Annotated in this window: 9 protein-coding genes; 8 read left to right on the top strand and 1 reads right to left on the bottom strand. The window is 28.1% G+C overall.

Annotated elements, in window-relative coordinates; genetic code table 11:
- Window positions 1-3 precede the first annotated feature (3 nt).
- Entirely contained in the window at window positions 4-4,215 is a 4,212-nt protein-coding gene (locus tag ACKI5C_RS06070) for a C1 family peptidase (RefSeq protein WP_407432284.1), read from the bottom strand.
- Window positions 4,216-4,389: 174 nt separating this feature from the next.
- Here ACKI5C_RS06070 and ACKI5C_RS06065 point away from each other — a divergent pair, with 174 nt between their 5' ends.
- From ACKI5C_RS06065 to purE, 8 genes are all read left to right on the top strand, one after another.
- A complete protein-coding gene (locus tag ACKI5C_RS06065) occupies window positions 4,390-5,391 on the top strand; it encodes a putative glycoside hydrolase (protein WP_407432283.1) in 1,002 nt (333 codons plus the stop codon).
- A 1-nt stretch (window position 5,392) separates the two neighbouring features.
- Window positions 5,393-7,543 carry a Tex family protein gene (locus tag ACKI5C_RS06060; protein WP_407432282.1) on the top strand — a complete coding sequence of 717 codons (2,151 nt, stop codon included), beginning with the start codon at window positions 5,393-5,395 and terminating at the stop codon, window positions 7,541-7,543.
- Window positions 7,544-7,745: 202 nt separating this feature from the next.
- On the top strand, window positions 7,746-9,083 hold the full coding sequence (locus ACKI5C_RS06055) for a DUF2142 domain-containing protein (protein WP_407432281.1): 1,338 nt from the start codon (window positions 7,746-7,748) through the stop codon (window positions 9,081-9,083).
- A 27-nt stretch (window positions 9,084-9,110) separates the two neighbouring features.
- Window positions 9,111-10,586, top strand: coding sequence for a hypothetical protein (locus ACKI5C_RS06050; protein ID WP_407432280.1), 1,476 nt, complete (start codon window positions 9,111-9,113; stop codon window positions 10,584-10,586).
- 8 nt (window positions 10,587-10,594) lie between these two features.
- Entirely contained in the window at window positions 10,595-11,500 is a 906-nt protein-coding gene (locus tag ACKI5C_RS06045; protein WP_407432279.1) for a glycosyltransferase family 2 protein, read from the top strand.
- Between the two features lie 252 nt (window positions 11,501-11,752).
- Window positions 11,753-12,181 carry a GtrA family protein gene (locus tag ACKI5C_RS06040; protein WP_407432278.1) on the top strand — a complete coding sequence of 143 codons (429 nt, stop codon included), beginning with the start codon at window positions 11,753-11,755 and terminating at the stop codon, window positions 12,179-12,181.
- A gap of 306 nt (window positions 12,182-12,487) precedes the next feature.
- On the top strand, window positions 12,488-13,750 hold the full coding sequence (locus tag ACKI5C_RS06035) for a DUF2142 domain-containing protein (protein WP_407432277.1): 1,263 nt from the start codon (window positions 12,488-12,490) through the stop codon (window positions 13,748-13,750).
- A 61-nt stretch (window positions 13,751-13,811) separates the two neighbouring features.
- Window positions 13,812-14,828, top strand: a complete 1,017-nt coding sequence (purE, locus tag ACKI5C_RS06030; RefSeq protein ID WP_407432276.1) for a 5-(carboxyamino)imidazole ribonucleotide mutase — start codon at window positions 13,812-13,814, stop codon at window positions 14,826-14,828.
- Window positions 14,829-14,833 lie beyond the last annotated feature (5 nt).

Genomic DNA, 14,833 nt, shown 5'->3' with positions numbered 1-14,833 from the left:
GGATTAAGGACTATTAATAATAATAGTATTAGAAACACTTAATCCGTTGTATTGTGTAGTTATTATGTATTTTCCTTGCATTAAATTAATATTCAAACTCGCAAATCCTGTTGAATTTGACATTTTTGTGTAAAGTATACCATTAATGTTAAAAGTAACACTTTGATTAGGATTAGGATTACCTTGTTCATCCAGGACTAAAGCGTTAAATCTGCTTCCATCCCTGTAAGTCATGACTAAATCCTTGGCTTCAATAATGCTTAGAACTTTAATGTTATTGGATACTAAAGATGTATCATATTCTGCAGTGATAACATATGTACCTGGGTTTAAATTAATAGATAAACTAGCTACACCGTTTGAATCAGTTGTTCTTATGTAAAATACACCATTAATATTAAAAGTAACACCAACCCCCACTAATGGAGATCCTTTTTCATCCAATACCTTAACAGAATATTTTGAAGCATTTTTGTAATATTTAACTAAATCATGATTTTCAACTAATCTGGATAGAACAGTAATATTATTAGAAGTTTCTTCGCCAGTTATCGGATTAGTAATAGTTAATATATATTTATCCGGCATTAAATTAATATTTAAACGAACAAGACCATATTCATTAGTTTTTCTTGTATAAAATACACCGTTAATATTCATGCCTACATCAACATTAGCTACAGGATTACCTTTATAATCCAAAATAGTAGCGAAATATTGAGTTCCATTTCTATAATATTTAACTATATTTGAAGAAATAATGGTTGATTTAACTGTTATAGTTCTTGAGATATTGGAAGGTAAATAAATATCATTTCCTGAATATTCAATATAAGTGGTGTAAGTACCACTATTAAGATTAATTGCCATAGATGCAACACCATCAACAGTATTTCTTTCATTTACAACGCCATTAAGGAGAATTTTAATTTTCTGATTTGATAATAAATTATTATTTTTATCCTTTAATACGACATTAAATCTGGATCCGTCGCGATAATACATCACCAGATTATCAGCAGTCAAGATGGTTCTAATAGAATCTATTTTAAATTCACTGCTTGCACTAGCATTTTCATAATAATCGCTTGAATATAAAGCATTTACTTTATAAACACCATAATCCAAATCATTTAAACTTAAAACTCCACTTCCGTTATTTACTTTAACGTTATAAGATTTAGAATTGACATTGACTGTAACAGTACCATCAATAGCTTTTGAAAGTTTTACTGTAATATTTACACTGTCAGAAGATATGTGATTAATACTTAAATTCAATTCTAATGGAGCTTTGTTTACATCAAATGTGGTATTTGCAGTTGCAATATTGGAATAATATCCAAAAGCAACATAATTACCTGGATTAAAAATATCATTAATTTGAGTTTTACTATTGGACTCGATTGAATAAGTTTTAGATCCTATTTTAACATCAATAGTTCCTGAAACCTTTAATTCATTAGAAATTAACGTATTTTCGATGATTAATACATCTCCATAATTAATATCTGAAATGCTTAATGTTAAATTTGCATATTTATCGATGGCATTAATAAGACCTGAAACAGATGAAGATGAATGTGTATTGCCTTCATAAGTAGCTAAAATATTATAAGATCCAATTGAAGATAATTGAGTTTTTAATATTGCTTTACCGTTTACAACATTAACCGTGTAATTTTGAGAATCAATAGTGAATTTTACACTACCTTCATTAATTAATTTACCTTGACCATCTTTAACTGTTGCGACAACATAAAATGGAGTATTAATAGATACAGTATCTAAATTGTTAAGGACAATATTTGAACTAGAATAATAGGTTGTAAATGCTTTAATACATGCAACCTGTGATTCGTAAGTATGAGAATACTGAGATGCATTATATTTAAAATCGAATAAATCAATCCAGTTTTTACCATCAAAACTGAAGAATGAAACTCCTTTTGAGTAAAGAATTCTGTTTGACCTTACTTTTTCGGAAATAGGAACTGATGCTATATTATCCGCTGAAATTTTTATAACTATTTTAAATGTATCTCCAACTTTTAAAGGTATAGGAACATCCAAATTAAATGTATAATAACCAGGATTGGATTTTCCATTTTGAGTAATCATTAAAGCATCATTCACATAAATTTGAGCAGTCCAGTCTGTAGTAGCATTGAAATAAGTGGAAAATGCAGTTAAAAGTTCATTATCAGTAGCATTAAATATATTTTCATACCACAATGTGTCATTACCGGTTATTAAATAATCAGTTATTCCAATAATATCGTACTGATAGTTTTTATCAAAATGAAGAGTATCATTTAAAATAACGGTATATGTAGATTTATCATAAGCTCCCAGCCTTACACAATTTTTATCGTAATATGAAACATAGAAATAACCCTTATTACCCCAGGTTTCACCCCAGCTGTTTTTACAAATCCAGGCTCCGTCTCCCGGTGCAGCAGTTCTGAAATTATTTTTGGAGTAATTATCATCCCATCCGACAATAGTTACTGCATGGTTAGGGCCACTAGTTCCGGAATAATAATAACTATCAGATTTCATATATGAACCACTATAATAAATACCGGTTGCTACAGCACCATATCTAATAAGAGCTTCTTTTACAGCATCATTATCCGTATAATCTGTACGGGTTAAATAAATAACATTTTGAACATGGATAGTGGAGTTTAAAACTGGAGACAATACAGTATAGTCACTGAATGTTTCTAAATTTTCTTCAAATGGACCAAGCCAACTTACAAGATAAGCAACACCCATATCATCATATCCCCCTTTATTAGGTTCTAAATTCCAACCATAATCAGAGTAATATGCCATTATATTTTTCATGTTTTCTTCGGATAAATCAAAACTTTGTCCTGATGCTTTTAAAATACAGGATTCCAAAGCGGCAAGTGAAGTAAATGACCAACAATTTCCACTGCTTTTTTGACTTCTAACTGGTGTAACCTGATTATAATCTCTTAAATCATATTTAGAAGGTAATACTCCATTAAATGAAAAATCACCGACATATTGAGTATAATTCCCGTTTCCAATAAATAAATCATAACCTGAGTTTTTATAATAATTTTTTTCGATTTTTGCTTTATTGTTAATATATGTGTTTGATGAAACCGTTTCTTTTGAGTTTAAAATTGTATAAATGGCTCCACCTTCATATGTAGCTTCATTAGAATTAAATGTAGATGACCTGATAATTACTTCAGATGAATTATCCGCAAAAACTGCCCCACCATTCAATGCTTTATTAGAGTTAAAAGTGGATGATATTATGGTCATATTTCCATACATTTTATAAATAGCTCCACCCTGATAATTAGCTACATTATTAGATGCAATTATTGAATCAATAGTAGAATCAGAGTTTAAATCACAGATAACACCTCCAAAAGTAGAATTACATGAAGTGAAATTAGATTTTTTAACATTTAATGTAGACTCTTTTAAATAGATTGCACCACCGGCATTAGTTAAAGTATAACAATTTGAAAAGTATGTGTTACTTATATCTAAAATGGAATTATCTTCACTAGCTATTGCACCACCATACTTGTAAGCATTATTATTTTCAAAATTAGAGTTAACAATTCTTAAATTTGTATTGGTGGTATAAACTGCTCCACCATAAGTTGCATTATTATTTTTAAAAGTAGAGGAATCGATTAAAACATTTCCTGAAGTAGAATAAATAACACCACCAAAAACGTTATCATATCTTCCCTTATAACTACCCATATTATTTTCAAAAATTACGCCTGTAGCAGTAAAATCATTATTATTTCTAATTGATACACTATCTAAAGTAATATTAACAATTGATAAGGTACCATCTGATGTAAATTGCAGATAATTACTTTTAATTATTGTATTTAAATGGTTCTGACCAATAATTGTTAAGTTATTAAAACTTCTTGAATAATCCAGGTTATACTCCCCATTAAAAAAATAAGCAATAGAATTATCATTTAACCTGTTTGATTCTAAATGATTATATGGACTATTTTGACTACCATTTCCATCAACTGATAGTGATGAATCAAAATAAACATATGTTGAAGATGACATTCCTTCATTATCATTTAAAGATAAATTATCATCATTTAAAGTAATATTCTCACTAGCAAAGCTGATTGGAAGTATTATAATAAATATAATTATAAACAACAGTGCTTTATTAAAATATTTCATTGTTCTTTCCCCACGTAATATATTAATTGTTATATATAACATTCATTTATTATATTATTTAAAATTATTTTAGTTAAAAAATAGTAAAAAACAAAAAATATAAAAGAGTATTAAAAAAAAACATTATAAAAGGATAGAATAGGAGGACTATTTATTAATAAAAAATTGTTAATATTGTTATTAACACTGTTTTTTATTTTATCAATTGCAATAGTTTCAGCAGTTGATACTGATTTATCGGATGATTCAATAATTTCAGATAACATATGTGTTAATTACAAAGTTAAAGAAATAAACCATCAACCGATAAAATACCACGCAATAAATGAATTAAATTACAAAAGCCCATCTGTTTCAAAGGATTTTGATTTCTTTGGATTTTTAAACTTCTTCGGACAGGGAAAAAAATATGGATACTGGGTATGGTCTGGTGACATGTACAATGTTGATTTTGATAAACTATCAGACAATGGAGTTAATATTATATTTTTAAATTCTTATGCTTTTACGGAACATGGACAAAGAGATGTTTTGAACTGGATTAAAGAAGCAAACGCCCATGGAATTGAAGTTCATATTTGGATGCAGATATTCAATACCGGTAACTGGATTTCACCGCTTAAAAATGGTACGCCAGATAACAAGTATTTTAATTACAAAATTGAAGAAGCAAAATATTACGCTGGTCTTGAAGGCGTGAAAGGAATACAGATGGATTATATAAGATTTGAAGGTAATGCATACAAATATCCAAATGGAACAGCTGCAATAAATCAATTTGTTGAGAACTTTTCAAATAGTGTAAGAAAGGTAAATCCTTCATTGACAATATCTGCAACAGTAATGCCTGAAGCTGAAAATGATGCTTATTATTATGGACAGGATATTAAAACAATAAGTAAAAACGTTGATGTTATAATTCCAATGATGTATAAAGGAAATTATAAAGAGGACAGTTCATGGATTTCAAATACAACTAAATGGTTTGTAGATAACTCAGGCAAAGCTGACGTATGGATAGGACTGCAAACATACCATTCCGATGATAATATCACCAATACACCTGCTGATGAACTAATAAAAGATGGAAAATTAGCTATGGACAATGGATCTAAAGGTGTAATTTACTTTAAATGGGGAATGAATCCTGAATTAGACAATAAAAAAATAAATTAAAATGATTACAAAAACACTGCAGAAAGAGTTAAATCTTCAGTCATGGCAAGTAAAAAAAGTAATTAAGCTAATTGATGATGGTAACACAATACCATTTATTGCCAGATATAGAAAAGATGTTACTGGCTCTTTAAATGATGAAATATTAAGGAAATTTGATGAAAGGTTAGCTTACCTTAGAAATCTTGAAGAAAAAAAATCCAAAATTATTGAAAGAATTGATAGTTTAGGAAAATTGACTAATGAGCTAGAAAAAAGTATTTTGAATGCTGAAACATTGGTTGAACTTGAAGATTTGTATAGGCCCTACAAAAGTAAAAAGCATACACGAGCATCAATAGCAAAGGAAAAAGGTTTAAAGCCTTTAGCAGACATTATATTAGAACAAAACATTAATAAACCTATAATAGAAATAGCTAAAGATTATATTAACCCAAAACATGATATTAATACACCAGAAGATGCTATTCAAGGTGCAAAAGATATTATTGCCGAAATTATCTCCGATAATTCTGTTTTTAGAAAGAAAATCAGGAAAAACACTTTTTACTCTGGTAAAATTGAGACAAAAGTTAAAAATAAAGATATTTCATCTGAATATGAGATTTACTATGAGTATGATGAAGATTTAAGAAAAATTCCTCCACATAGAATTCTTGCAATTAATAGGGCTGAAAAAGAAGGAGTTATCAGAGCAAAAATAGTTGTTGAAACAGAAGAAATACTGATTTATTTAAAAAGACATACCCTAAAAAATCACTCAAAAACCCCTAAAAAAATCAAATATAATCCGCATACAACGCCAATCATAAAAGACGCAATAAACGATTCCTATAAACGATTAATTGCACCTGCTATTGAACGTGAAATAAGAACATTTTTAACTAAAAAGGCGGAAGAAAAATCAATTAAAGTATTTGCAAAAAATTTAAATCAGCTATTAATGGAATCTCCTTTAGCAGAAAAAACTATACTCGGTTGGGATCCTGCATTTAAAACCGGCTGTAAATTAGCAGTTATTGATAAAACCGGGAAAGTTCTTGAAACTGCATTAATATATCCGACAGAACCTCAAAATAAGATTAAAGAATCAAAAAAAGCTGTTCATGAACTAATTAAAAAATACGGCATTAATGTCATTGCAATAGGAAACGGAACAGCTTCAAGAGAATCTGAAGAAATTGTAGCTGACATTATTAAAAATACTAGTGTTGAATATATAATTGTTAATGAAGCGGGAGCATCTGTTTATTCGGCAAGTAAACTGGCTGATGAAGAATTTCCCGATTTTTCTGAAGGGGAACGCAGTGCAGTTAGTATTGCCAGAAGACTGCAAGATCCATTAGCTGAACTCGTTAAAATCGACCCCAAATCAATTGGTGTTGGACAATATCAGCACGACATGAATCAGAAACAATTAACAGAATCATTAAGTGGTGTTGTTGAAAAAGTTGTAAATGAAGTTGGTGTTGATCTAAATACTGCCTCTTATAGTTTACTTTCCTACATTTCAGGCCTTAACAAAACTACGTCAAAAAATATAATTGAATATAGAAACGAAAATGGAAGTTTTAAAAACCGAAAAGAATTATTAAATGTTAAAAAATTAGGAAAAAAAACTTATGAACAATGCGCAGGTTTTGTTAAGATAAATAATCCTGATTTTCCTCTAGATAATACTACAATTCATCCGGAATCCTATGATGCTACATTAAAACTTTTAAAAAGTTTAGGTTATAGTGTTGAAGATATAGGAAAAGATAATTTAAAATTAGATAATTTAAATTTAGATGAAATATCAAACAGCTATAATATTGGTATTGAAACTCTAAAAGATATTATTCATGAGCTTAAAAAGCCTGGCCGTGACCCACGTGATGATATGCCAAAACCTAAATTAAGAAAAAATGTTTTATCTATTGAAGATTTAGAGGAAGGCATGATTTTAGAAGGTACTGTTAGAAATATAGTTGATTTTGGCGCTTTTGTTGATATCGGAGTTCATCAGGATGGTTTAATCCATAAATCTCAATTGGCCAACAAATTTGTAAAACACCCATTGGATATTGTTAGCGTCGGCGAAATCGTTAATGTTAAAGTTTTGGATGTTGATATTTCCAGAAAAAGAATACAGCTTTCAATGAAAATTTAATATAATATTTTAAATAAACTCTACCATAATGAAAAAAATAAATTTAAACTTAAAAAATCAATATTACATATTAATTTACTTGGCTATTCTAGTTATATTTACATTGTGTTTTTTAACAAAAAAAGATTATTCATCTCCGTTTTTTGAAATAGCTATGTTAATATTGGTTTTTATAATTGGAGCTTTTTGTTTATATTATTACATGAAAAATGAAGATAATCTTCATAAGGTTGCATTTATTATAATACTGCTTTTTGGAGTTACCTGTGTTTTTATTTCTCCAATTAATGATATATCAGACGAACAGGAACATTTCATCAGATCCGAGATAGTATCAACCGGACAGATTTCAACTGATTATATTTTAATTCCAAATACAACTGTACACGGCTACCAAACAATAAAATCATTAACTGATTTTTGTAACAGTGCAGGATTAAATGTTTTTAATACGAATGTGGATGACGCGAAAATTGATTATACGCCATCGTATTTTAACTCAGCGTTTTCCCAAAATCCATTTTACTCATATCTTCCACAGGCCATAGGGATATTTCTTGCAAAATTATTGGATTTGAATGCTATTTGGATGTTATGGCTTGGAAGATTGTTTAATTTAATATTATATGCAGGTATCATTTCTTTCGCAATACGTAAAACACCTATACTGAAGTTTCCAATGCTGATAGTCTCTATTCTACCGTTGGCAATATATCAGGCCGCTTCATTAAGTGTCGATGGAATGTTTTCATCTCTTGCCTTACTTGCATTTGCTTACTTTTTATATTTCTATAAAACTCCAAAAATCAAATGGGGTGATTTGGCAATTTTTTATATTGCAATAATATTATCCGGACTATTGAAATCTCCGTTCCTGGCATTAAGTTTATTAATATTTTTAGTTCCAAACAATCATTTTGAAAATAAAACTCAAAATATAATATCAAAGCTGGCTATCTTACCTACATTTGCTATCGGATTTGCCTGGAGCAGTTATGCAACAAGTGTATTGGCGAATTCATGGAGAGGAGAATATTTTATAAATAGTAATGTTAATAGTACACAACAGGCTAACAATTTAATAAATCATCCAAAATTTGCTTTTGAAAGATTCTTAAATGTATTTACTCAATTTCCTATAATTGCAGATAGATTTTTCTACTTCTCAAATGATGTTCGTCAGTATTCATCAACTTTACTGGCTACACTTTACGCAATATTTTTCCTCATATTTTCATTTATATATCCTTTAGATGAAAAATTTAATATAAAAACTAGAATTAAAGGATTTCTAATAGGATTTTTAATATATATAGGTGTTATTGGTGTTCAATATTTAACATGGGCTAAAGTTGGTGCTGACAGTGTTGTTAATGGAGTATTCGCTAGATATTTCATGCCGTTATTAATCTTCGTTCCGTTTATTATAAATACAGATTTATTTGAATATGATAAAGAGAAATTATCCTTATTATTCCTAACAATAGCTATGGGATTTATTGGTGGAATGATAATGCTTACTGTGACAGTAAAATATTAAATAATATTAAAAATAAATTTTGATACAATGTTTAAGTTAGAGGATTTTAAAAATAATTCAAAAGAAGATAATTTAGGCATAATTCTTTTTATTATCGGAATTATCTTTCTTTTAATCACTACATATATCGGATTGACAAAAATTGGATTATGGTACGATGAACTATATTCAATAGCATTTGCACAATTACCTATCCATGATATGTTAGAAATTGGACCGAAAGACGTTCATCCAATACTATACTATATAATTTTTAAAGCATTTACAAAAATTTTTACATTTCTGGATATTGGAGTTATAGGAAAAATTGTATCACTGATTCCAATATATTTAATTGGGTTATTATCAATAACCAAAGTCAAAAAGAATTTTGGTTATTTAACAGCAGGATTATTCTTTTTATGTATTACATCAATGCCTCAATTAATGCTTTACAGCGTTGAAGTTAGAATGTATTCCTGGGGTTTATTTTTCGTAACGGCCAGTTTAATTTATGGTTACGAAATTATTAAAAATGATTCTAATTTAAAATATTGGGCCATTTTAACTGTTTTAACAATTTGTTCTTCATATACACATTATTTTTCAGCGGTAGCTTCATTTGGTATTTACATGCTTTTATTTATCTACTTATTTAAAAATAATAGAGGACAATTAAAATACTGGCTTTTATCTGCTATAATTAGTGTTATAGTATTTTTACCTTGGACATTTATTGTTTTAAATCAGATGGCCACATATAAAAGCGGATTTTGGATTAAACCAATTACATTTAAAACATTAATCAGTTATATATATTTTGTATTATCTCCTGCAACATACTTTATTCAAGCCAACGAATTGTTATCTCCTACCATTTTTGGAAGCATATTTCTATTAATATTTTTATATTTAATATACAGAGTAAGAGATGAATTTGCTATTGCAAGCATAATAGCTTTTATAATAGTTCCAATTATTGGAGTGATACTTTCAATAGCAGTACAACCGTGTTTCCATCAGAGATTTTTAATTCCGGCAGTAGGATGCTTGTGGTTAGGCTTTTCTATATTATTAGCTAAAATATATGAAAATAAAAAGTTATTTTATATTATCTTGGCATTTATACTAGTTATTGGTGCTGTTGGATGCGTTTATTTCATTAATATCCAGACACAGGATGCGATAAACACTGAAACAGAAATGAACTCATTAAACGAAGTTGTAGGTAGCGGGAACATTTTAATTGTGGACTTTTTCCCAATATATTTTGAACTTAGCGGATATTTCTTACCACATAACCATTATATCGGTTATACTGAAGATGTGGGAGTCAATGTTAGAAATACATTAAATGACCCCGGAATTCAGGCAGAGATTAATAATGGCACGAAAATTTATTATGTTGATGGTGGTCATGAAAATATTGAAGAAGTAAGAGCTCAGGGAATACATGTTGAAGAAGTAAAATTCGATCAAACATTAAAGAATAATACGTTCAAAATCTATAAAATCAGTGCATAGGTATAAAAATGAATTTAGAAATTGTTGTTCCATGTCATAATGAAGAAAAAAACATTAAAAAATTTTTTATTGAAATAAATTATGTTTTAAGAGATAAAATTGATTTTAATATAATATTTGTTAATGATGGTTCAACTGATAATACATTAGATGAAATAAAAAAACTGGACAATGTTAGATACATTTCATTTTCAAGGAACTTCGGAAAAGAAGCTGCAATTTTTGCAGGATTAAAACATACAAAAGCAGATTATGTTATTTTAATGGATTGTGATTTTCAAGATCCTCCATCATTAATTCCTGAAATGATTGACTATATTGATGATTATGATATTGTAGCTACAAGACGTGTTTCAAGAATTGGAGAGCCAAAAATAAGATCATTTTTTGCAAGAAATTTCTATAAAGTAATGAATAGGCTAACAAATATAGAGCTTGTCGATGGTGCCCGTGATTTTAGATTAATGAAAAGAATTGTAGTTGATGCCGTATTGGACATAAATGAAAATAATCGTTTCTCTAAAGGAATTTTCCAATGGATAGGTTTTAATACAAAATGGATTGAATATGAAAACATTAAAAGAAGTGAAGGTGAAACAAGCTGGTCATTTTGGAGATTATTCGCTTATTCAATTGAAGGTATTGTATCATTTACAGTAGCTCCATTATACTTATCCACAGTTATAGGAATTATATTTTCAATTATCTCATTTATTTTTATTTTATTTGTTGTAGTGAGAACATTATTATTTGGTGATCCTGTAAGCGGTTGGCCATCTACAATGAGTGTTATACTATTTATTGGGGGAATACAACTATTCTCTATAGGAATTTTAGGTCAATACGTAGGTAAAACTTATGTTGAAACAAAAAATAGGCCAAAATACATTATAAAAGAAGATAACTTTGATTAAATGAAAAATAATATAAACAAAAGATTTCTAAACCATTTAATTATTTAAAAACCCATCAATATTTAACATTAATCCATAGGATTGGTTAATATTATAGAATCCTGTGTTGTTACAAAATACCTTTACCGACATTAGTTTTATTAGCATTAATATTCTAATATAAATAATGAAGAAATTAAATTAATTATTGTAACTACAATTACAAAATTTTCATCAAGTTCTATAATCTTTATATTAGGTGTGTGTGATTTAATGAATGATTTAATCAGAAAACTATTCGTTGACAAAACTGACAATATTTTCTTACAATTTTTTAGATTCATTTTTGTTGGTGGAACAGCATTTATTATTGATTTTTGCATTTACATTCTATTATGCTATCTTGGCATAAATTATTTAATTGCCGCTGCAGTAGCATTTTTCATATCTGTTATTGCAAATTACATTTTATCAACATCCTGGGTATTTAATCAAAGTCAAATTGAGAATAGGGCTGTTGAATTTAATATATTTTTAGCAATAAGTATTGTGGGTTGGATATTTACAGAGATACTTCTTTACTTATTCGTAGATATTCTTAGCCTAGGCCTTATTCTATCAAAAATTATTGCATCCTTTTTAGTTCTATTCTGGAACTTTGGAGCACGTCGCCTAATGTTTTATGGTAAAAAATTAAATTAAAAGCTTTAATAATTGATTTAAAATATTAATCAATTATTTATATTTAAAAAAAGTAAATTATAAATAATGATAGACAATAAAAAAATTAAAAATTATTTTTTTAAAAATAAATTGACATTAATCTATTTGATTAGTTTAATTTTATATACTCTAATTATTTTTTATTGTAATGGATTTAACTACTCAAAAATTAATTTAATATTAATTACAATAACTTTTATTGTCGGATTTATTCTATTAAAATTCTCTTTAAAATCAGGAAAAAATATCCATCAGATTGCGTTATTGTATTTGCTGATTTTTGGTTTGATAATAGCATTTACTTCACCTATTTTCGTAGCTCCTGATGAAGTTGAACACTTTGCAAGAAGTGATTTAACATCAGAGGGGGTACTGTTTCCCCAATATAGCCCCAATCAAGGATATTATATGAATAATTACTTTTGGGATATGCTCTATAATACCGGATCAACAATTTTCAATGCTAATTTAACACATTGGGATATATGGGATACACAGGCCTTTTTTGAATCAGTATTTTCGCAAAATCTTTTTTATGGATATATTGCTCAGGCAATTGGAATATTTCTAGCTAAAATTTTAGATTTATCTGTAATATGGACTTTATGGTTGGGCAGGTTTTTTAATTTAATTTTTTATTCATTAATTGTTTATGTTTCTATAAGAAATATTCCAAAATTTAAATATGAATTATTATTTATAGCATGCTTGCCTTTAGCTATTTTTCAAGCTGCATCAATGAGTGTTGACGGGTTTATTTTTGCAATGGCTATTTTAAACTTTTCTTATTTTATTCGTTTATATAATAGTGAAAAAGAGTTCGATTCGAAAGATTTGCTAATCTTTTTTATCAGCGGTTTATTGATGGGTCTTTTAAAGATGCCTTATATTTTTATATTGCTATTAATCTTCATATTACCGAAAAACAAGTTTAAATCAAAAAATTATTGCTTAACGTTGAATTTAATTTCATTACTTTTGATTGGTATTGCAATGATTTATTCATACAAATATGCTTCACATGAACTATTAAATAGTGGAAGAGCTTTAATAATGGCTCAAAATAATGTATCTGTATCAGGCCAAATAAATTACATGTTAAATAATCCATTAAATGCGATTTTAACACTTATTAAAAGTGTTGGAAGTTCTATTTACACAATATTCATCTATGAATTAAATCTTTATAATATAAAATACGTAAATGGTTACATTTTATTTAATTTATTAATATTAATTATATTCTTTATTGTATCTTTACTTTCACCAGCTAAATTTGAGAAAAAAGAAAGATTATATATGTTTTTTGTTTTCATGGTAATATACGTCAGTATTTTCCTCATACAATTTTTGAGTTGGTCACCTGTTGGTAGTAATGTAATTTTAGGTATTCAAGCAAGATATTTTATTCCAATTTTGCCGTTAATTCCATTAATTATAGGTAAAGGGTACTGTAAAAAAATTAAAGACTATAATCATATTTTATTAACTTGTATTACATTAGTTTTATCCGCAACATTAATATTAACATTTATTGGTTTTTATTAAACTATTAATATATAAAAAATCATATTATTAAGTAATATTAATTTATGATGAAGGTATTTAAATGGTTCCAAAAGTGATGATTATTTTAGGCAGTAGTTCTGATATTGCTATTGCTGAAAAAAGTATGGATATTTTTGAAAAATTAGAAATTCCCTATAGTTTAAAAATTGCATCAGCACATAGAACACCGGATTTAGTTCGTGAAATTGTAAAACAGGGAACTGATGCTGGAATTGAAGTTTTCATAGGTATTGCAGGTCTTGCAGCACATTTACCTGGAGCAATAGCTGCTTATACTCCAAGACCAGTAATTGGAGTTCCTGTTGATGTTAAAACAGGAGGTGTTGATGCTCTTGATTCATGTGTTCAAATGCCATATCCCTCACCTATTGCAACTGTCGGTATTGACAGAGGGGACAATGGTGCAATTCTAGCTGCTCAATTTATGGCTTTACATGATGAAGAAATTCGTGAAAAAGTTATTAAGTTAAGAAAAGAATATGAAAAGAAAGTTTTCGACAGCAATAAAATCGTTGCTACTCTTGAAGATAAAAAATACCTTGTTAAAGATTATCTGGATGTTGAAAATTTAAAAATTGAAAAAGAGGAACTTGATATTGAAGATTCAATTAATCCAGATGCAGATGTTGCAATTTTAGTTGGTAGGCAATCTGATTTGGTAGTTGCTAAAAAAGTAAGTGCTACACTAGATAGACTTAAAATAAGTTATAATATGAAAGTAATATGTCCAATCAGATCAAATAGAAAATTCAAAAGTTATGTTGTTTCTGTCAAAAACTCCAAAGTATTTATTGGAATCAGCTCAAATTCATCACAAGTTACTGGCGCTTTGGTTGGCCTTACTGACAGACCTGTCATTGGTGTTCCATGTGAAAATGAACTTGGAAGAGAACACATACTCACAACAGTAAATATGCCGCCGGGAGTTCCTGTTGCTACAGTAGGTATTAACAATGGAAGAAATGCAGGAGTTTTGGCTGGTGAAATACTTTCAATTAAAAATACTAACACTATTGAAATTTTAACTAAATTAAAAGATAAAAAGATTAATTTGTAGGGATT

Source organism: Methanobrevibacter sp. (assembly GCF_045646045.1).
Taxonomy (GTDB): Archaea; Methanobacteriota; Methanobacteria; order Methanobacteriales; family Methanobacteriaceae; genus Methanocatella.
The sequence above is the reverse complement of the archived record's forward strand: the minus strand, read 5'-3'. Positions and strand labels throughout refer to the sequence as shown.

What these genes read in the sequence shown, in the direction of transcription:
- ACKI5C_RS06070 (WP_407432284.1), bottom strand. Translation starts at nt 4,215, where the DNA reads ATGAAATATTTTAATAAAGCACTGTTGTTTATAATTATATTTATTATA.
- ACKI5C_RS06060 (WP_407432282.1), top strand. Translation starts at nt 5,393, where the DNA reads ATGATTACAAAAACACTGCAGAAAGAGTTAAATCTTCAGTCATGGCAA.
- ACKI5C_RS06055 (WP_407432281.1), top strand. Translation starts at nt 7,746, where the DNA reads ATGAAAAATGAAGATAATCTTCATAAGGTTGCATTTATTATAATACTG.
- ACKI5C_RS06050 (WP_407432280.1), top strand. Translation starts at nt 9,111, where the DNA reads ATGTTTAAGTTAGAGGATTTTAAAAATAATTCAAAAGAAGATAATTTA.
- ACKI5C_RS06045 (WP_407432279.1), top strand. Translation starts at nt 10,595, where the DNA reads ATGAATTTAGAAATTGTTGTTCCATGTCATAATGAAGAAAAAAACATT.
- ACKI5C_RS06040 (WP_407432278.1), top strand. Translation starts at nt 11,753, where the DNA reads ATGAATGATTTAATCAGAAAACTATTCGTTGACAAAACTGACAATATT.
- purE (WP_407432276.1), top strand. Translation starts at nt 13,812, where the DNA reads ATGGTTCCAAAAGTGATGATTATTTTAGGCAGTAGTTCTGATATTGCT.